The following is an 18,630-nucleotide window of genomic DNA, read 5'->3' on the forward strand; positions in this document are numbered from 1 at the left end:
ACCTGCGCCATTTTGCAAGGTTCCACGCGCCCATTTGACAATCGTCAAACCGGGGTGAGCCGCACGCTCTATTGTGGAACGTGTCTCCTTCCGATTTTCCCACATGCGCCAGCGCCATCATGGACCATCAGATCACTCATCCGACCAAGGAGCAAGTGCGGGCTTACATGATGCGGCGCGAGGCCGCGCACCGGCCGCCGCCTGCGCCGGCTGAAATCCGCCGCCAGCTGGGCTGGCGCCTGGAGGCGCCGCCCGGCGAGCCCGCGCTGCTGCAGTTCTGCCTTATTCCGTCGGCCTGCGGCCAGCTCACCGCCCAGTTGCTGCTCGACTGGATGTTCGCCGCGTCGCGCGCCGCCGGGGGCACCCGCCCCCGCTGAAAGGGTTCAGAACTTCAGCGCGGCACCGAACGTCACGTAACGCCCGACCGCATCGTAATACTGGGGGAAGGTATTGCCGCTGTTGGTGGTGGTGGTGCCGATCGTGCCGCCGACGATGGGCGGCTGCTTGTTGGCGATGTTGTTCACGCTGATGTTCAGGCGAATCATCTTCGTCACGTTCCACCCGGCGCTGACATCGACGTAGTGGTACGGGGCGATCTTGGCAAATGCCGGCAGGAAGTCGGTGCCGCCAGGTTCCTCGCTCACGGCGCTGACATAGCGCCAGTTGTAGCCGAGCGAGAAGGCGCCGACCGTCCAGGTGGTGCGCTGATTGAACTTGCGCCTGTAGGTCGGTCCGCCGCAAGCCACGCTGTAATAGCCGAGGCAATCGTGTTCGATCGCGGCGGGCGTGGGGCGGAAGCGGAAGCGCTGTATCTGATTGAAGCCGCCGCTGATGTCGATGCTGCCGTATCTGGCATCGATGCCGAAAGCGCCCGCGCTCAACCGGTAGGCGACATTCACATCGACGCCGCTGATGTTCTGCCTGCCGAGGTTCGACAGCGCAGTCTGCACGCCCTTCGCCTCGACGCCGTTGAACGTGCCGGTGATCGTGTTGCGACCCAGCAGGGCGCACGCGGCGTTCGGCGTCAGGCCCGGGTTGAACGCGGTGCTGTAGCAGCCGTCAATGATGTCGGTGGTGCTCGGACTCGAGATCGCCTTGTCGATGTCGATCTTGTAGTAGTCGGCCGTCAGCGCGAATTTAGGCAGCGGCTCCCACACGAAGCCGATGGTCCTGGTCTTCGCTTCCTCGGGTCCCAGCGCGGGGTCGCCGCCGCTCTGGATGCTGATCTGTCCCGTCGTCGGCGCCGGCAGGACGCCGATTTCGCCTTGCGGTACGCCTGTCAGGCGGCACAGGTTCGACAGGGTGCCCGCCACATTCGATTCGGCCTGGTTGATCCGGTTGCCCTGGCATGGATCGACCGCCAGGTTCGACAGGCCTGGCACCACCGGCGCGAACAGTTCGTTGATATTCGGCGAGCGCGTCGCCTTCTGGACCATGCCGCGCAAGCGCAGCGACCGAACCGGGGCCCATTCGCCGCCGTATTTCCAGCTGCCGTAGTCGAGCGACCTGGCGTCGGTGGAAAAACGGGTTTGCCGATATCCGAGCTCCAGGTTCAACGCCTTGATGAACGGCTTGTCGCTCACCAGCGGCACCAGCGTTTCGAGCGCGTACTCCCTCAGTTCGAACGCGCCCGCGCGATCCGGCGCCATCGCCGCGTTGCCGAGCACATCGCCCGTTTGCAAGGCGGCGTCCGATTGCGTGTACGCGCGCACTTTGCGCTGCTCGAGCGAGAGCGCCATCGTGACCGGTTGCGCGGCGAGAGGACTGGCCATGCGTTGGCCCAGGTCGCCCGAGACCGACAGCGCGCCGACGTCCTGCCGCAGCGATTGCAGCATGTGGGTGCTCAGGTTGATGAAGCCGAGCTGGGCCGGCGTGATCGACCCGGCGGCGCCGAACACGTTGAGCGGCACGCAGCCGTTGGCCGGGTTGACGCAGGTTGTCGTCGTGAGCGCGTTCAGCGCCTGAACCACCCTCGACTGGGAGCCCCAGTTGCGGCGCATCCCGTCCTGGTCGGCGTTGCCACGGCTCCAGTAAAGATCGTAGGTCCAGTCGGCCGCGATCTCGCCCTTCAGGCCAACAGTGTATTGCTGCGTCCTGGTGTCGAAGTCGAAGGCGCGCGGTCCCAGTTCGACGAAACGCCGGTTGATCATCAGCGGGACGATGGTCGGATTGCCTTCCACGCAGCTGGCGGCAGGTATGCCGCGGCGTGCGCACAACTGCTGGCGCGCCGCCGCCGGAATGAACGGATTTCCGATCGGGACGTTGAACGTGCTGCTGAAGGTGCCTGCCTCGGCGATGGTAGCGCCGACTTTGCTGTCGGTGTGGAACAGTTCGGCGTACGCTTCGGCGTGCTCGTTGAACTTGAAATTGCCCAGCGAAGTGGCCTGCTTCCGATCGAAGCCGGTCACATAATAGTTGGGCGGATTGCCGTTGTAGAGCTGGACCGGTTGCACCAGTGCGCCGCTGGCGGGGTCGATCTGCCAGGTGCCGGGCAGGGCATCGGTGCCGCCGGCGCCCTTGCTGGTCGAAAACGCCGAGGGCACCGTGGTGGGCGACCCGGTCGGTCCGCCCGTCAGTGAGTTCAGGCTGGTGATGCCGTAGCTGCGCGCGCCCTGGGTCAGCGGATCGGCGATGGTCTTTCCCACATTCAGCACCACGTTGCCGCGGTGATCGGGCAGGTTGGCGCCAATCGTCAGGTCGGCGCGGCGGCGCCTCGCGTCGCGCTGGTCGGCGGTGGCGCCATACGAGGTGGCCAGCTCGATGCCAGTGAAGCTGCGCTTCAGGTTAAAGTTCACCACACCCGACACCGCATCGGCGCCATACACTGCCGATGCGCCGCCGGTGATCAGGTCGACCCGGCTGATCAATGCAAGCGGAATCGCATTGGTGTCGACTGCGCCGCTCAGATTGAACGGCACCAGCCGGCGGCCGTTGACCAGCACCAGCGTGCGGTTCGGGCCGAGGCCGCGCAGATCGATCGTCGCGGCGCCGCCGGTGCCGTTGTTGGTGCCGGGCCCGATCGCCGGCACTGCCGCCGGAAGGCTCTTGAAAAATTCCTCGACGGCGATCGGTTGAGCAGCCTTGATTTCCTCCGCGCCGATCGACGAGATGGGGCTGTTGGAGGTAGTGCCGGGTGCGGTGATCCTCGTTCCCGTTACCTGCACCACTTCCATTTTCTCCTGCGCCCGCAGCGGCGGCGCGGCGATCACTGCGATGCCGGCTGCCAGTTGCAAGGAGATCTGCCAGTTCGGCTTTGACGATATTGTTTCTCGGACCATCGCTATTATGCCCCTGTTGCTTGATCAGGATGGCGGCTGACAGCCGAACACGCTTTGGCCCCGCGCCGATTTCATTACGATAAGATTATCGCGCGCCGCAATATCGTCAATTCACACATTTGCTAGGTAGCGGGAGTGCTCCGGACCAGGCGCGGGCGCGTGGAAAAGAACCTTGCTGCGGCCACCGTGTCGAGCTGGCCGAAATCGGCGAATTCGGCATCGTCTGCGGGGGCAGCTGTGACCGCCGCCAACGAGAACGCAACCTTTCCCGCCATTGTGGGTGCCGCCGGGGCAGCCGCGAGCGAGAACGCCACCTCGCCCGCCAGCGTGGGCGCGGACGGGGCGGTGGCGAGCGAGAACGCGATTCTGCTTGCGTCCGGGCAGGTCATGGCCTGGGGTTCGCCGTAAGTCCGCTCATACAGTTCGTCCATGCGCCCGCCCGCCCGCTCGTGCGCTTCGAGGTCGTCCTCGCCACGCAGCCCGACGTAGGGGAAATGGTGCAGGAAATAGCCGAATACCGCTTGGCAGTCGGCCGCGTATTTCATCGTATCGAGGATGTGGTAGTGCCAGAACACATCGACATCGAAGAGCGGCGCTGCCTGTTCATGGGGAAATAATTTCATCAGGTGCAGGAAACGGCGGTACTCCACTTCTACCGCTTCGGTGTAAGCCAGCGACCAACCTTCGCCGGATTGCGCGTGCATGATTTTGACCTTAATTGGATCCAGGTCGAGCGCCGCGATGGGCGCGCAGAGTGCGGGTGTTTTCATGTTCGATTCGCTTTCTTAAGTGACGAGATTGGGTAGTCAGGACGGCCGCACGCTGTCGGACCGCCGACGCCTTGGTCATGATGGAAATCAAATATCGAACTATTAATGGAACAACAACTTGATCCAGATCAAACGCGGCCGTGAATATTCACGTGCGATTGCGGACAGGGAAGGGGCGGACGCTGCGATGCGGGGAGATCAAAGGCGCGAAGATCGGTCGCCTCCAACCCGGCACACGGGTTGGAGGCGACCTGGTAGGGCGTTGCTATGCTGCTGCGGCCACTTCCGGGACTGGCGAATAGAGGCGATGGTTCTGTGCCGCCATGCGCGCCGTGACCGGGGTCAGCAACTGGCACCAGGCGGTTTGCGCATTCACACCATCCGCTTTCACAGGAGATCCGAGTTGGCACCAAGCTACTTGGGCCCCGGTTGCCGCCGCGCCCTGCGATTTCTTCTCTATTCCCAACTGGCACCATGCCATTTGCATCCCGATTGCCGCGGCAGCCTGCGGTTTCTTCTTGATCCCGAGCTGGCACCAGGCCGCATTCGCCGCAATCGCCGGCCCATCGTTGTGCTGACGGCCGCATTCCACGCCAAAGGTCGCCGCATACAAATCGTGCATGCGCCCGCTGCAGCGGTCGTGAAGCGCGGCGTCCACTTCGCCGCGCTGGCCGTTGTCCGGCAGGTGGTGCAGGAAGTAACCGAACACCTGCTCGCAGTCGGCGGCGTACTTCATCGTGTCGAGGATGTGGTGATGCCAGAAAATATCAACGTCGCACAGCGGTGCCGCCGATTCGTGCGGATACAGCTTGGCGAGGTACAGGAAGCGGCGGTATTCGAATTCCGCAGCGTCGACCCGGTCCCGGCTCCAGCCTTCGCCGGATTCCGGGTTCATCAGCTTGGTTTTGATCGAAGCCAGATCCAGTGCTGCAATGACATTGAATTGTGCGGTCGAGTTCATGGCGTATCCTAAGTATTTGGAGTGTTGTAACCTTTGGTTTTTATGGGGGTCGAGTTCGGGGTTTTTCGCTCATCTGTACGAATCCGTTAAAGGGCCATCAGGGTGACGTTGCGGGAGGTTTTCCGTCTGCCGTATTGAGCTCAGGCATTGAGGCTATTCTTGCTTACGCGAGGACACACGAACTTGCGTTCGATCAATAAATGCAAGAAGTGGATTCCGAGCCACAGTCGGATCCGCCGACACGCGCTTAGCGGTGACGGCATCAGTCGTGTAGGAAAATGCGGCGGCCAATCAGACCATGGCGGTGTGGTCGCCGAACACGTCGATCTGACCGCTGACAACGGGGCGCTCCGGGATCGCGGTGTGCATCGGAACGGCCACCCGGATCGTCGTGCCGGCGTTGGGCTCGCTGTGGAAGTCGAACGTGCCGCCCAGGATATTGACTCGTTCTTCGATGCCGACCAGCCCGAATGAGCCTGGTTTGTGGCGCCCCTTGGGATGGAGCCCGACACCATCGTCGTGGACCGACATTAAGATCGAGTCGTGCTCCATGCGCAGGACGACCTGCACCCGCGTCGCCTGGGCGTGACGCACAATATTGCTCAACGACTCCTGCAAGATGCGGAACAGCGCAGTCGCACTGTGGTCGCTGACTTCGATATCCTGATGAGTTTCAGTGAATTCGCATTCGATGCCGGTACGCCGCCGGAACTCGGCAATTTGCCAGTCCACCGCTGCGCTCAGCCCCAGATCGAGTACGTTCGGACGCAGGTCGTTAATGATTTGCCGAACGCTCTTGATCGTCGCATCGATCTGGTTCACGGTCGCGCGCACGCGCGCATGCAGGCGCGGATGCCGATCGCCGGTGCGCGAGGATAGCATGTCGGCCTCGATGCGCAGCGCCAGCAGATTCTGGCCCAGGTCGTCGTGAATTTCGCGTGCGATGCGTCTGCGTTCTTCCTCCTTGATGTGCTCCGCGTGCGCGCCGAGCCGGCGCAGGGTCTCGTTCGAGCGTTGCAGTTTCGCCTCGCTGGCGCGCAGCTCCTTGGTCATGTTCTGGGCCAGCGCGACAGCCTTTCGGCGCGATGAGCTGAGCATCTGGAACAACACATACAGCAACAGCGTACTGACGGATCCGGCCAGCATCGCCAGCCAGGGAACGTAGGCGTCGAAGCCGGTATAGAGGTCGGACTTGCGGATACTGAAATGGGCTTCCCACACGCGCGCGTTATACCCGAGCGGCAAGCTGACGACGAACGTGTCGCGGTCCGGCGTTGCCAGCGGCGGCGCCGGTTGTTCCGCGCTGGCCATGGAATCGAACAGCACCAGCGGGTGGACGGGCCGTTGCGCTTGCTCCTGTCGCAGGCCGAAGTCGCTCAAGGTCAGGCGCACGCCGCGCACCGGCAATTGATCGAGCACGCCGGCGACCAGCGTCTGCACGCGAAAGCCAAGTCCGACACTGCCGACAAAGGCGGCGCGCCTTTGCTCTACCGTGGTGGGATTCGCGCCCATGCGGTAGATCGGCATGCGCAGCGACAGGCCGGTTCTGTTGACCCCGGACAAAAACGGTACCGGTACGGCGGACGCCGACATCTCTCCTGTTTCGCGCATTTTCTTAAATGCTGGCAATTCGCCATGGCCGGTGATGTCGAAGCCGAACCTGTTGGCCCAACCGGCGATCGGCTCGATATAGGTGACCACGTTGTAGCTGGCGCGGCGCCCTGGCGGCGCGATGCGGAACGGGGGATAGCCGCTGGACATGGCGGCGATCTCCTTGCGCATGCTTGCCTCGAAGGCCGGCAGTTCGGCTTCGTCGACATGGCGGGCGAAATTGATCGCTTCGATGCCGGGAAATTCCTTGGCAAGCGACAGTCCTTCGACGTACCGGTGAAATTGCTCGCGCGTCAGATTGGGGGAAGTCTGAAACAGGCTGGCGCTGCCGCGCAGCACATCGGTATAGCTCTTGATGCGGCCATCAATTGCGGTCTGTACGCTGCGCGCCATGGTATTGAAGCGCAGTTGTGCATCGGATTCTATGGTTTGCGTCGTGGTCACGTAGCACAGCAGTCCAACGCCGCAAGACAGCAGGGCGCCGATCGAGAATGCCGATTTTCCCGAAACGAACGCCTTGCTGTGGCCGGTCAGAGAGTGCATCGCTCGCTACTTTCGACGATCCAGTCGAGCAATCGCGGATCTGGAATTAGGGGGATTTGATATAGGTCTAAGTTACGCAAAGTCGCGAACAAACGAACCTAGCAGAATGCACTGGTTGTTTACCTCGTAAAAAATCCCGCCGCGGCGGCTGCCGGAGCGGGATTTTTCGTTAGGAGCTGCCTGCTTACTTGACCCAGCTGTCCTTCAAGGTCGTGACCCGGTTGAACACCGGCTTGCCCGGCTTGCTGTCGACGCGGTCGGCCACGAAATAGCCGTGGCGCTCGAACTGGAAGCGCTGGTCCGGCTCGGCCGCGCTCATGCCCGGCTCCAGGTAGGCGGTGACCACTTCCAGCGCGTTCGGGTTGAGCGCGGCGATGAAGTCCTTGCCGCCGGCGTCCGGATTCGGGTCCGAGAACAGGCGGTCGTACAGACGCACTTCCGCTTCCAGCGCGGTGGCGGCGCTGACCCAGTGGATGTTGCCCTTGACCTTGTACGCGTTCGAGCCTTCGGTGCCCGACTTGCTGTCCTCGAAATACTTCACGTGCACGGCCGTGACAACGCCGTTCTCATCCTTGTCGTAACCGGTGCACTCGACCACGTAGCCGTGGCGCAGGCGCACCCGGCTGCCCGGCGCGTCGCCGATCGGCGGGTAGAAGCGGAAGTAGCCCTTGCTCGGCACTTCCATGAAGTCTTCCCGCTCGATCCACAGGTGCTTGGTGATCGGAAAGGTGCGCAGGCCGCGCTCGGGGAAGTGCGGGTGCACGGGCGACGTGCATTCCTCGGACTTGTCTTCCGGGAAGTTGTCGATGATCAGTTTCAGCGGACGCAGCACGGCGGTCGCGCGCGGCGCTTTCGGGTCGAGGTCGTCGCGCAGCGCGCCTTCCAGCGTGCTCATGTCGATCCAGCCGTCGGCTTTCGACACGCCGATGCGCTCGCAGAACAGCTGGATCGATTCCGGCGTGTAGCCGCGGCGGCGCAGGCCCACCAGGGTCGGCATGCGCGGATCGTCCCAGCCGGACACGATGCCGTCATCGACCAGCTGGCGCAGCTTGCGCTTGCTCATCACCAGGTAGGTCAGGTTCAGGCGCGAGAATTCGTACTGGCGCGGCAGAGGCGCCTTGAAGAAGCCGCCTTCGGTCAGCGTGGCCAGCAGCCAGTCGTAGAACGGCCGGTGATCCTGGAACTCGAGCGTGCACAGCGAATGCGTGATGTTTTCCAGCGCGTCCGAAATCGGGTGCGTGTAGTCGTACATCGGGTAGATGCACCAGGCGTCGCCGGTCCGGTGATGGTGCGCGTGGCGGATGCGGTAGATCGCCGGGTCGCGCATGTTCATGTTGGGCGAGGCCATGCCGTCTTCGCTTATCTTGGCGCGCAGGATGTGTTCGCCATCCTTGTACTTGCCCGCCTTCATGCCGCGGAAGATCGCCAGCGATTCGGCGGCGGGGCGGTTGCGGAACGGCGAGTTGGTGCCCGGCGTGCTGAAGTTGCCGCGGTTCTTCGCCATGTCCTCGGCGCTCTGGCTGTCCACGTAGGCGTGGCCCGAGGTGATCAGGTACTCGGCCATCAGGTACAGCTGCTCGAAGTAATCCGACGCGTAGTACAGGTGGCTCTTGCCGTCCTGCTCCCAGTTGAAGCCCAGCCATTTGACGGTGTCGATGATGGTGTCCACGTATTCCTGCTCTTCTTTCGCGGGATTTGTGTCGTCGAAGCGGAGGTGGCACAGGCCGCTGTAGTCGCGCGCGATGCCGAAATTGACACAGATCGACTTGGCGTGGCCGATGTGCAGGTAGCCGTTCGGCTCCGGCGGGAAGCGGGTGATTACCGGCGGCAAGCCTTCGCGCACGTGCGTGCCTGCCGCCAAGTCCGATTCGACGATGGCGCGCAGGAAATTCGAGGAGGGCGCATTGGGCGCCGCATTATTTTTATCGTTGCTCATTAAAAAGGCTTAAAAATGATGGGGTTGCGGCATTTTACCGTATGGAAGGGGGAACTTGGGCGGGCAGGCGCGTTCTATAGGATAATCTCGCTTTAATGGTTTTGGCTGTTGCCAAGGATCCCACGTGGAAAATTTATATGCCGTCCTCGGCGTGGCGCCGAACGCTACCGACGAGGAGATCAAAAAGGTCTACCGGTCGCTGGCGATGCGCTACCACCCGGACCGCAACGACGCCCCGGCGGCCGAGGTGCGCTTCAAGAGCGTGACCAAGGCTTACGAAATCCTGTCCGATCCCGCCAAGCGCGCGGAATACGACCAGAGCGTGAATCATCGCATCATCCTCGACGCCGAGGCCGAAGCGTTCGAACTGTGGCGCTCGCTGTTCAGCCTGAACGGCGTGTCGCTGCCCGCCTGAGTCACACAATAGTAACGAAAAGAATCCCCATGAGAAAAGTACATCCCGAATTTGCCTACCAGTCCCGTGAACTCGAGGGCCAGATCGACGGCATCCTGGGCGACCCGCCCGACCGCAAGAACTACAAGATGATGCAGGACGCGCTGGCCGGCGAGTACGCCAGCGGCGGCGGCATCGAAGACGTCAACATGATGAGCTTCGCGCTGGTTGACCACATCAAGTTTTCCGATCCAAAAGGCCTGCTGCGCGAGGCGACCGAATACGAAGGCGGCGACCCCGCCCAAGTGTTCGCGATGGCGTCCTGCGACGGCGAGGCCGGCAAGATGTACGCGGCCATGACCGAGAACCATCCCGAACTGGCGCGCCAGGCCATCATCACGGCGTTCCTGTTCAAGCACCCGCGCAAGTGGGACGACGACGACCAGTCGCTCGAGCAGATCACCCGCAACGACGACGGCGACGACGTGCATGACGAGGACGACGTCACCGACGACTTCGCACAGATGTTCGACCAGGAGGATTGATCATGAGTTCCAATCTGCCCGCATTGTCGAAGCAGGTCAGCGAGCTGGTGCTGGCCGGCTCGCTGAGCCACGCCGAGCAGGCGTTTTCCGAAGCGGTCGAGGCGCATGGCGACCTGGCCGTGGTCGAGGTACTGGGCACGCTGGCGCCGCAGGTGACCGCGCTGCACCTGTCCGGCTTCGACGGCGGCAAGACCTCGCTGGCGACGCTGCTGGTGCCGCCCAAGGCCTGGGCCGACAGCCTGGCCTTCATCGCCGCCACCTGGTCCGACGACCAGATCGAGGATGACCCGGAGCGCGTGGCCGAGACCCTGTTCTCGCACGTGCACGGCGTGGTGTTCTCGACCGACGACGAAGAGCGCCGCCGCGAACTGCTCGAGCAGGCCTCCGCCAGCGACCACGGCGCGACCGTGTTCGCGATTCTGTTCTCGATGGCGCCGAAGGAAATCCTGGAAGTGGCCGGCGAGATCATCTCGAAGGGCAGCTACATCACCGGCCTGACCTCGGGCGACAGCGACATCGTGCCGCTGGCGATCGAACTGGCCAAGGCCAGCGAAGACGGCTGGGACCGCGCGCTGTTCGAGCTGTTCCCCGACTTCCGCCACAGCGCCGACCTGGCCGACGCCGAGTTCTCGGACGATCCGGACGAGGAGCCGAAATTCCTGCAGCGTTCGACCAAGGAACTGCTGTACCGCTTGCGCAAGCAAGTGCCGTCGACGCGCAGCATCGTGCGCAAGGCCGGCGCGCGCAAGAGCATCGGCACGGACATCTTCTCGTGATGGCCGAAGCGAGCACGATGCAGATTGCGATTGTCGAAGAAAAGCTGCCGCGGCTGGTGCGGGCGATCCGCGCGCTGTCCGCGCGGCCGGCCGGCGACGAAGCCGTGATGCTGGCCGACGAACTGGCCGGCATCACCGCGATGGTCGCCGAGAAGTTTACCAACGACCGCACCGCCGAAGGCATCCAGCGCGCGTTCTTCCTGACCGTCGGCGGCGTGTCGCTCGGGATCGACCATGCGATCGAAGAGACTGACGACGAGACGGCGCTCGAATACCTGATCGGGGAGGGCGCCGAGGCGGCCTTCCAGGTGGGTTTTCGCATGATCAAGGAACTGTCGGCGCTGCCCGAGGATGCGCTGGTTGGCGAGTACGACCAGGACCCGGTGTACATGCAGCGGCGCCTGAAGGAACTGTTCGTCGATATCTGCAGCGCGGATCCGAGCCAGAACTGGTCGGGGCCCGAGCGCTACGCACTGCAGCTCAAGCAGCGCAAGGCGGTGCAGGCGATCGTGCGCGCGGCCGGCTGGCTGCGGCGGCATCACTACAAAGGTCCGATCAACGATCCGGACCTGAATGCGGAAGGCGTGATTGCGCTGGCGATCATCTTCGCGATCGAAGGCGGCGGGCGGATTGTCGCGCGCACCGGGCAGAAGGAGTTCGAGCGGCTGGTGGGATCGGTGCGCAAGAACAAGCCGGACTACGACGCGGGGTGGGCCGAGCTGATGGCCAAGATCCCGGCGCAGCACCAGGCCGTGATGGCCGAGCGGATCGCGTCGTACCGCGAGCACTGCACGGTGATCCAGAAGATTCGGACGAGGGCGGCGATGAAGACGCTGTTTGCGGAGCTGGAGAACTACGCCGGCTCCGAGCTCGACGCGGATTACGATTAGAGCAAAATGGGGTCAGGTCGCGCAGGACCTGACCCCGCCTTTGTCGGCGACGCGTGCAGCATCGGGGACTGGTCCTGCGGACCTGTCCCCATCTTCATAGATTCGTCACCAGCGCCACAAACGCATCCACCAGCGGCGCATGCTCCCCGCCCCGCTGCGCCAGGAACAGCATGGTCGTCGCCCCCTTATCGACAATCGGCCGATAACACACCCCATCCATCTTGATCCTATCGAACGACGCCGGAAGTAGCGTCACACCACTGCCCGCCGCCACCAGCCCGATGATCGTGGACGCCTCGCCCGCCGTCTGCCCAACCCGCGGCACGAACCCGGCCTCGCGGCACAGCCTGAAAATCTGCGGATAAATCCCTGTACCGGCGCCCGGCGGATACATCACGAACGCCTCGTGCTCAAGCTCGCGGATCGCAATCTGCTTTTTCGCCGCCAGCGGATGCGCGGCAGGCAGCACCGCCACCAGCGGATCTTCGCGCAGGCTGGTGAGCTTGATGGACGCCGGCACCGCCACCTCCGGCGGCCGGATGAAGCCCAGGTCCAGCGTGCGCTGCCCGATCGCCTCCAACTGCCGCAAGGTCGCCATCTCGTGCAAGGTCAAGGTCACATGCGGGAACTCCTGCCGGTAGCGATTGATCACATCGGCAAACAGCGGCGTCAGCGGCGTGGAATAGGTGAAGCCGATGCGCAGCTCGCCCGCTTCGCCGCGCTCGGCCCGCCGCGCCGTCTCGGCCGCCTGCTCGGCCAGCGTCAGGATCTTGCGCGCGTCGGCCAGGAACAGCTTGCCCGCCTCGGTCAGCCGCACCGAGCGCTTGGTGCGCTCGAGCAGGCGCGCGCCGACGTCGGCCTCCAGCACCTGGATCGCATGGCTCAGCGGCGGCTGGCCGATGTGTAGCCGCTCGGCCGCGCGCGTGAAATGCAGCTCCTCGGCGACGGCGATGAAGTAGCGCAGATGTCTTAACTCCATGATATTAATCGTTTTAAAGTATTAGAAACGCTTTAAATATATATTGGACAGTATTAATCCGCAATCCTAAGATGGAGCTATCCCTCCTCGAAAGTAATCATGTCCATCCAAGCCGGCAGCCCCGCCTTCAAGCGCATCAACCGCGCCATGGTGTTCGGCGGCTTCTCCACCTTCGCGCTGCTGTACTGCGTGCAGCCGCTGATGCCGCAACTGGCGCACCAGTTCACGCTGACGCCGGCGCAGAGCAGCCTGGCGCTGTCGGTGTCGACCTTTGCGCTGGCGCTGTCGCTGCTGTTTTCCAGCGTGATCTCCGACCGCATCGGCCGCAAACCGATGATGGTGGCAGCGATGATGGGCGGCGCCATCTTCACCGTCGCATCGGCCTTCGCGCAGGACTACGCCCAACTGCTGGTGCTGCGCGCCTTGCTCGGCGTCTCGCTCGGAGGCATGCCGGCCATTGCAATGGCCTACCTCGGCGAAGAAATCGAACCGGCGTCGCTGGGCCTGTCGATGGGCCTCTACATCGGCGGCAGCGCGTTCGGCGGCATGCTCGGGCGAGTCGTCACGTCAGTGCTGAGCGACTTCTATTCGTGGCGCGTGGCGCTCGCGGCGATGGGCGCGGCCGGCCTGTACGCGGCCTGGGAATTCCGCCGCAGCCTGCCGGCGTCGCAGAACTTCAAACAGGGCCAGGTCGGCGTCGCGGCCTTGGTGGCCGGCGTGCGCCAGCACCTGTCCGATCCCGGCCTTCCATGGCTATTCGCGCTGGCCTTCCTGCTGATGGGCTGCATGGTCAGCCTGTACAACTACATCGGCTACCGCCTGCTGGGGCCAGCGTATGGGCTGTCGCAGAGCGCGGTCGGCCTGCTGTCGGCGCTCTACCTGCTCGGCATTTTCAGCTCCGTGTGGGCAGGGCGCCTGGCCGACCGGCTGGGCCGCCGCAATGTGCTGTGGCTGGTGATGGCCGTGATGCTGGGCGGCCTGCTGCTGACGCTCGCCAGCTCGCTGGTCGTCATCGTGCTTGGCATGGGCCTGTTCACCTTCGGCTTCTTCGCCTCGCACTCGGTGGCAAGCAGCTGGGTTGGCCGGCGCGCGCAGGAACCGAAGGCGCTGGCGTCGGCGATCTACCTGTTCTTCTACTATATGGGATCGAGCGTCCTGGGATCGTTCTGCGGCACGGTGTGGAGCGCCGCCGGCTGGCCCGGCGTGGTCGCGCTGCTTGGCGGTACCCTGTGCGTTGGCTTTGTAATCGGCGTGAAGCTGCGCGGCTTGGCGCCATTGCCGGCGCCGACGCTGGCAGCAGTGTAAGGATCTTCCCTGCGGCCCCGACAAAGCCGGGGTCAGGTCCCACGCGACCTGACCCCATTTTCGGAGGCGCCATGAAATTCATCCTGTTCTGCCTGGCCTTGACTGCGTGTGCGGCAAACGCCCAAACCTGCACCGCCCGCAGTCCCGCGCACACCGTCGCGCTGGTCGAGCTCTACACCTCCGAAGGCTGCAGCAGCTGTCCGCCGGCCGACCGCTACATCAGCGATTTGCGCGGCGCTGGCGTGACTGCCGCGCAGGCCGTCCCGCTATCCCTGCACGTCGACTACTGGAACGCCATCGGCTGGAAAGACCCATTCTCCAGCGCAGTCTTCACCGAACGCCAGCGCGCGTTATCGGACCTGGCCCACACCCGCACCATCTACACGCCCGAATTCTTTGTCGGCGGTCGCGAGCTGCGCAACTGGAGCGGCGGCCTGCGCGATGAGGTGAAGCGCATCAACGCCAGGCCCGCGCAGGCCGCGATCGCCATCACGCTCGGCCGCGCCACAACGGCCGGGCTGCCTGTCGAGGTGACGGCGAACGGTCCCAACGGCGCGCTGCTGCACGTGGCCTTGGTCCATAATAAAGTGGCGAGCAGGGTCACTGCCGGCGAAAACGGCGGCCGCACTTTGCACCACGATTATGTGGTGCGCCAGTGGTTGGCGCCGATGCCGATCGGGCGCGACGGCCGCGTGCAAGTGAAGCGCGCGTTGCCGCTGCCGGGCGGGGCGCCGGTGGCCGACCTGGCCGTCACGGCATTCGTCCAGGCCGCCCAGGGCGAAGTGCTGCAGGCATTTTCGCTGCCGGTGTGTGACAGGCCGGCTGAATGAAAATGCAACTTAACATCGAAGGGCGGGTCTAACCAATCCAAACCTTGATGGGGAGTAGCATCATGTTGCAAGCAAACGAAATCCAGCAGACGTTCAGCCACATCCAGCAAACCATCGGCCAGGCCGAGCAAGCCTGCAATGCCTCCGCCGATACGCCACAGGACCTGAAGGCCTGCATCTCCAAGATGGCACGCGACGCCAAGACGGCAGGCGACGTCATCAAATCGAACGACGAGTCACGCATCATCAAATGCGTCGACGACCTTGAAGACATGGGCGACGAAGCACGCCGCCTGAGCCGCAGCGATTCGCACATTTCGCCGCAGGTGGAATCGGCTGTCACCAAAGTGCATGCCGAACTGTCGGCGCTGAAGCACAAGCTGCACTAACATCGATGCCATAAGGAATAATAGGGGGTGCCGCTGTCTCGGCCATCTGGACTGAGCGGCGGCACGGTGTTATAGAATTTTGCGTGTGAACACCACTTCAAAACACTGAGAACTCAACCGACGCGCCATCAGCCCGGTAATTCCGTCCCCTCCCACATCACCGCGCTCGGCCGCTTGGCATCTATATTTGTGAAGGTCGCTTTTTCATTGCCCTGCATCGCCTTTGATCACCCCAGCTTCTAGCTTGTTGCGAATACTCTGTAACGCAGCATCCAAACCTCGTGTCAAGACAACTGTCGGTGCAGGAAAGAGCATCTCTAACCCGACACTTCGCCGGAAACCTTGCACGATTCTAAGTAGCACCAAAACCGAATCACACTGCCCCAATTCAAATCGCTTATATGTGCGCAGTGGGATCGCGCAGGTCTTGGCGAAATCGCTCTGGGTGAGTCCCAGGCGCCGACGCTCTAGCCTGGCCCGATCTGCCAAAAGCGTTCGCAGTTGTACCGCGTCTAAGTGGTCAGCGTTTTCAAATTTAGGTAGTGGCATCTGAAAAGTGCCAAAGTTGGCACCAAGTGATTTAATAAGATGTGAATAACTCCAGTTTACCATTGATTGGGCGTAATATTCCCTTAGCCATGCAGCCCGAACGGGCTCGGATTGCGAGCGTTGTGCGACGAACCAAGGAGAGTGTAATGTTGATAAAAACCAGGATTCGCAAACTGACCGGGCATTTACAAGATTTTAAGGTCGGGGATCAAATTTACATCATCCTTCCGGATTCGAACCGGCATTTGGAAAAACTGGGAGAATTAGGATACACAATCCCACTTCAGGCCGGGGAATATCTATTGCCTTCAGGAAAATTCGGACGTGCTTCTCGTCGAAATGCGAATGGCTTTGAAATCATACACCGAGACAGACCGAAGGAAGTTCGCTATCAGCAAATACAGTGGACTTGGAAAGAACGTCATGGCGTTGATACGGTGGAGAAAACGGGGATCAAAGAGCGACCGTACTACAGATACCCGCGTACTCAGACTCCACCCTACAGCCTTGAGCTTCGGATCGAAAAAAACAAAAGCGGCGATTTCATTATTGCTGCGGGCCCCATCAAGCTCGCGGATATGGAAGCACAACTCGATCTAACCAACGCAATTCATATGTTCGTGGAGATTTTCGGAGAGTGTTATCTTTCCGTGAAGCCAATTGGGGAGGCGGCGCCAGTTGTTCGGCGGCAACTAAACTGGGAGATATTGCCGCGAGGAGCTTGGCCCCGCGAGAAGATCGTCGAGGCGATGGAACGCGTCATTAACCAGGCGACAGCTTCAAATCAGATAGTTCTTCGTTCGAGATTCAATGAAATCGCGGCGCATCGACCAAATTTCACAGCCACAGGACGCAACGGTTTTTCGAAGTACGTAGTGCACGGCTGGGAGAAGGCCAACTTATACTTGTTGGAAAGTACAGAGGTGAACAATGCGACATACGTGCTGAAGGACAATTGGGAAGCCGTTTCAGCAATGACCAAAGCGAACATTCTTCATACTAACGCCCACCACGCACGCATGGTTCATCGAGAAAGTTGGTTTCGCGATCTCCAAAACTTGATGCATTCACACGAAATACCCCGTGAGGCAGATGAGTGACGCGCGTTGGCGATGGATGCAGACACGACGTGGTTAATTCGGCAGGACGTATACGCTGCGACTACGTGTGTTCGAGGGACACTGCAGTTTCTACTTATTAGTCTCGCTCCGAAAATACACTTTCGTGACGACAAGTTACCTAACCGCTTCGCCTTGAACATCCCGCCGAGGTTAGCCTGCTTAGGCGCTTCTGAACAATTTCGTTGTGTTGCGTGGCACTGGCTCCAAAAATAGAGTGATCAATAATGAAAGACTATCTCCAGCTTTCTGCAAGTGACCTGTTAGAAGAATTCGGAGGTGGCGGACACGCCCCTGGTTCGGGCAGTGCAGCAGCCCTTATCGGATTATTGGCCGCGAATTTGGTGTACACGGTCGGACAATTGACCGTCAAAAGGTCAAAGTACAAGCAGTACCATGATGAGGTTGATGCTAGCTGCGCGAAGATCCAAACTGTGTTGATCCCCACACTTCGTGAATTGCTGCAGCGCGATGCCGAGGCGTTTGATGCTGTCTACCAAGCGCGAGTGGCACGCGATGAAGCAGTCGATCCGAAGGAGGGTGCAAGGCTACAGGCAGTCTCGCTGAATGAACAGAAGCTTGCGATAGCAATCCCGTTCAAGATTGCTGAAGCATGCCTTGAATTGATTGAAATATCGGCGCGAGTCTTTGACGTTGGCTTCCAAGCGGCGCGGGGTGATACTGGGGTCGCGCTGAGTGCTGCGGTCGCCGGGGTGCTGTCAGCGGTATTCGTGATCAATTTGAACTTGGCGCCTTTCAAGCGAAATTACTGGGCGCGCCAGCGAAGACATGAATGTGATCAACTCCATGCGCTAGCGATGGAAAAGTACACGGGGACGCTCGAACGGGTTGACGCGCTGCGTTCTGAGGACGTCGATGTTGTGGAAGAAGACGAACTCGCGGTTGCTATTACCGGCTTGTTGTCGGGGGCAAAAGCAACATACAGTGATGTAGATATTGATGAACGCGCAGGGGAACTACGCGCGCTCGTTTGGAGAAAACGTAATGAACTTTGGCCGACAGACCAGGTGCCTACCGACCCTGTTGAACTCCTCAATCCGGAGGTGGCACTCCGACTCTTAGGTTATGGATTTTCTCTGGAGGAGAGCTTGGGTACATTTCCTTCTACTGCAGGGACACTAGAGGTTGCAGGTTTACTGGAAGCAGTAAAAGGAAAGGTCAGTGTCTCTAGACAAATGAAGTCAGATGTTCGACTTTTCACCTCTGCGCATGAATTAGGGCACATCCTTCTACATCCGCAATTGAAGGAAGCGCATCGCGATAGGCCACTTAACGGGACGGTGGTGTCGCGCAATCTAATAGAGCGAGAGGCGGACAGATTTGCTTCGAGTTATTTGATGCCGTCGCGGCTGGTTACAGATCGATTCCTAAAGACATTCAAAACCGATCGATTTGCACTTTCTGAAGCCACGACGTTCGCACTATGGGGATCTGGCGCGGAAGCCAGCCGGCGAAAGGTGAAGAATCGTCGAGAGCTCGCATTCACGCTCGCTACTGCAGTTCGATACAACGGGAGACAAGTGGTCTCTCTTGCCCACCAATTCAAAGTATCCCCCACGACGATGGCTATTCGGCTTGAAGAGCTAGGGCTGATTTGGTTTGATCAACATTGATGCCTTGAAAAACACGGAAATACGGGGTCAAGTCTGCCATTCCGACACAAGTTCAACAGTACGATCAGCTCAGAACGCCAGGGAGTGTCGAGGCTGTGGCCGAATGGCAAACTTGACCCCGT

16 protein-coding genes are annotated in these 18,630 nt (G+C 61.4%); 10 read left to right on the plus strand and 6 right to left on the minus strand.

Annotated elements, in window-relative coordinates:
- Nucleotides 1–80 precede the first annotated feature (80 nt).
- Entirely contained in the window at nt 81–377 is a 297-nt protein-coding gene (locus tag Q4S45_RS02770) for a hypothetical protein (RefSeq protein ID WP_305508924.1), read from the plus strand.
- 6 nt (nt 378–383) lie between these two features.
- On the opposite strand, the gene Q4S45_RS02775 is transcribed toward Q4S45_RS02770, so the two are convergent.
- The 5 genes from Q4S45_RS02775 to Q4S45_RS02795 form a co-directional block, all read right to left on the minus strand.
- Entirely contained in the window at nt 384–3,233 is a 2,850-nt protein-coding gene (locus Q4S45_RS02775) for a TonB-dependent receptor domain-containing protein (RefSeq protein ID WP_305508925.1), read from the minus strand.
- A 167-nt stretch (nt 3,234–3,400) separates the two neighbouring features.
- Nucleotides 3,401–4,048 carry a glycine-rich domain-containing protein-like gene (locus tag Q4S45_RS02780; RefSeq protein WP_305508927.1) on the minus strand — a complete coding sequence of 216 codons (648 nt, stop codon included), beginning with the start codon at nt 4,046–4,048 and terminating at the stop codon, nt 3,401–3,403.
- Between the two features lie 265 nt (nt 4,049–4,313).
- Nucleotides 4,314–5,009 (minus strand): glycine-rich domain-containing protein-like, encoded by a 696-nt coding sequence (locus Q4S45_RS02785; protein ID WP_305508929.1) that lies wholly within the window; start codon nt 5,007–5,009, stop codon nt 4,314–4,316.
- A 291-nt stretch (nt 5,010–5,300) separates the two neighbouring features.
- Entirely contained in the window at nt 5,301–7,163 is a 1,863-nt protein-coding gene (locus Q4S45_RS02790; protein WP_305508931.1) for a CHASE domain-containing protein, read from the minus strand.
- Between the two features lie 184 nt (nt 7,164–7,347).
- Nucleotides 7,348–9,099: a glutamine--tRNA ligase/YqeY domain fusion protein gene (locus Q4S45_RS02795; RefSeq protein ID WP_305508933.1), complete on the minus strand. Its 1,752-nt coding sequence runs from the start codon at nt 9,097–9,099 to the stop codon at nt 7,348–7,350.
- 124 nt (nt 9,100–9,223) lie between these two features.
- On the opposite strand from Q4S45_RS02795, the gene Q4S45_RS02800 reads away from it, so the two are divergent.
- The 4 genes from Q4S45_RS02800 to Q4S45_RS02815 are packed head-to-tail and all read left to right on the plus strand — an operon-like array spanning nt 9,224 to nt 11,704.
- Nucleotides 9,224–9,514, plus strand: a complete 291-nt coding sequence (locus Q4S45_RS02800; RefSeq protein WP_305508935.1) for a DnaJ domain-containing protein — start codon at nt 9,224–9,226, stop codon at nt 9,512–9,514.
- 29 nt (nt 9,515–9,543) lie between these two features.
- The gene (locus Q4S45_RS02805) at nt 9,544–10,038 is read left to right on the plus strand and encodes a hypothetical protein (protein WP_305508937.1); all 495 of its coding nucleotides are present in this window, start codon (nt 9,544–9,546) and stop codon (nt 10,036–10,038) included.
- Complete coding sequence (locus tag Q4S45_RS02810) at nt 10,035–10,814, plus strand: hypothetical protein (protein ID WP_308633166.1); 780 nt, start codon at nt 10,035–10,037, stop codon at nt 10,812–10,814. Before Q4S45_RS02805 ends, Q4S45_RS02810 begins: the two co-directional genes overlap by 4 nt.
- 17 nt (nt 10,815–10,831) lie before the next feature.
- Nucleotides 10,832–11,704, plus strand: a complete 873-nt coding sequence (locus Q4S45_RS02815) for a hypothetical protein (RefSeq protein ID WP_305512028.1) — start codon at nt 10,832–10,834, stop codon at nt 11,702–11,704.
- Nucleotides 11,705–11,798: 94 nt separating this feature from the next.
- Here the strand turns inward: Q4S45_RS02815 and Q4S45_RS02820 are convergent, their stop codons facing one another.
- Nucleotides 11,799–12,683, minus strand: a complete 885-nt coding sequence (locus tag Q4S45_RS02820; protein ID WP_305508941.1) for a LysR substrate-binding domain-containing protein — start codon at nt 12,681–12,683, stop codon at nt 11,799–11,801.
- Nucleotides 12,684–12,782: 99 nt separating this feature from the next.
- On the opposite strand from Q4S45_RS02820, the gene Q4S45_RS02825 reads away from it, so the two are divergent.
- The 5 genes from Q4S45_RS02825 to Q4S45_RS02845 all read left to right on the plus strand — a co-directional run bounded on the left by Q4S45_RS02825 (nt 12,783) and on the right by Q4S45_RS02845 (nt 18,508).
- Nucleotides 12,783–13,988, plus strand: coding sequence for an MFS transporter (locus Q4S45_RS02825; RefSeq protein ID WP_305508943.1), 1,206 nt, complete (start codon nt 12,783–12,785; stop codon nt 13,986–13,988).
- A 71-nt stretch (nt 13,989–14,059) separates the two neighbouring features.
- Nucleotides 14,060–14,818 carry a thioredoxin family protein gene (locus Q4S45_RS02830; protein ID WP_305508945.1) on the plus strand — a complete coding sequence of 253 codons (759 nt, stop codon included), beginning with the start codon at nt 14,060–14,062 and terminating at the stop codon, nt 14,816–14,818.
- Nucleotides 14,819–14,880: 62 nt separating this feature from the next.
- Nucleotides 14,881–15,207, plus strand: coding sequence for a hypothetical protein (locus Q4S45_RS02835; RefSeq protein ID WP_305508947.1), 327 nt, complete (start codon nt 14,881–14,883; stop codon nt 15,205–15,207).
- Between the two features lie 695 nt (nt 15,208–15,902).
- Nucleotides 15,903–16,856: a hypothetical protein gene (locus Q4S45_RS02840; protein ID WP_305508949.1), complete on the plus strand. Its 954-nt coding sequence runs from the start codon at nt 15,903–15,905 to the stop codon at nt 16,854–16,856.
- 245 nt (nt 16,857–17,101) lie between these two features.
- The gene (locus tag Q4S45_RS02845) at nt 17,102–18,508 is read left to right on the plus strand and encodes a cyclodeaminase/cyclohydrolase family protein (protein WP_305508951.1); all 1,407 of its coding nucleotides are present in this window, start codon (nt 17,102–17,104) and stop codon (nt 18,506–18,508) included.
- Nucleotides 18,509–18,630 lie beyond the last annotated feature (122 nt).

Source organism: Massilia sp. R2A-15, assembly GCF_030704305.1.
In the GTDB taxonomy this organism is placed as follows: Bacteria; Pseudomonadota; Gammaproteobacteria; order Burkholderiales; family Burkholderiaceae_D; genus JAFCUW01.

What these genes read in the sequence shown, in the direction of transcription:
- Q4S45_RS02795 (WP_305508933.1), bottom strand. Translation starts at nt 9,099, where the DNA reads ATGAGCAACGATAAAAATAATGCGGCGCCCAATGCGCCCTCCTCGAAT.
- Q4S45_RS02845 (WP_305508951.1), top strand. Translation starts at nt 17,102, where the DNA reads ATGAAAGACTATCTCCAGCTTTCTGCAAGTGACCTGTTAGAAGAATTC.
- Q4S45_RS02825 (WP_305508943.1), top strand. Translation starts at nt 12,783, where the DNA reads ATGTCCATCCAAGCCGGCAGCCCCGCCTTCAAGCGCATCAACCGCGCC.
- Q4S45_RS02815 (WP_305512028.1), top strand. Translation starts at nt 10,832, where the DNA reads ATGCAGATTGCGATTGTCGAAGAAAAGCTGCCGCGGCTGGTGCGGGCG.
- Q4S45_RS02805 (WP_305508937.1), top strand. Translation starts at nt 9,544, where the DNA reads ATGAGAAAAGTACATCCCGAATTTGCCTACCAGTCCCGTGAACTCGAG.
- Q4S45_RS02835 (WP_305508947.1), top strand. Translation starts at nt 14,881, where the DNA reads ATGTTGCAAGCAAACGAAATCCAGCAGACGTTCAGCCACATCCAGCAA.
- Q4S45_RS02830 (WP_305508945.1), top strand. Translation starts at nt 14,060, where the DNA reads ATGAAATTCATCCTGTTCTGCCTGGCCTTGACTGCGTGTGCGGCAAAC.
- Q4S45_RS02840 (WP_305508949.1), top strand. Translation starts at nt 15,903, where the DNA reads ATGTTGATAAAAACCAGGATTCGCAAACTGACCGGGCATTTACAAGAT.
- Q4S45_RS02790 (WP_305508931.1), bottom strand. Translation starts at nt 7,163, where the DNA reads ATGCACTCTCTGACCGGCCACAGCAAGGCGTTCGTTTCGGGAAAATCG.
- Q4S45_RS02780 (WP_305508927.1), bottom strand. Translation starts at nt 4,048, where the DNA reads ATGAAAACACCCGCACTCTGCGCGCCCATCGCGGCGCTCGACCTGGAT.
- Q4S45_RS02820 (WP_305508941.1), bottom strand. Translation starts at nt 12,683, where the DNA reads ATGGAGTTAAGACATCTGCGCTACTTCATCGCCGTCGCCGAGGAGCTG.
- Q4S45_RS02785 (WP_305508929.1), bottom strand. Translation starts at nt 5,009, where the DNA reads ATGAACTCGACCGCACAATTCAATGTCATTGCAGCACTGGATCTGGCT.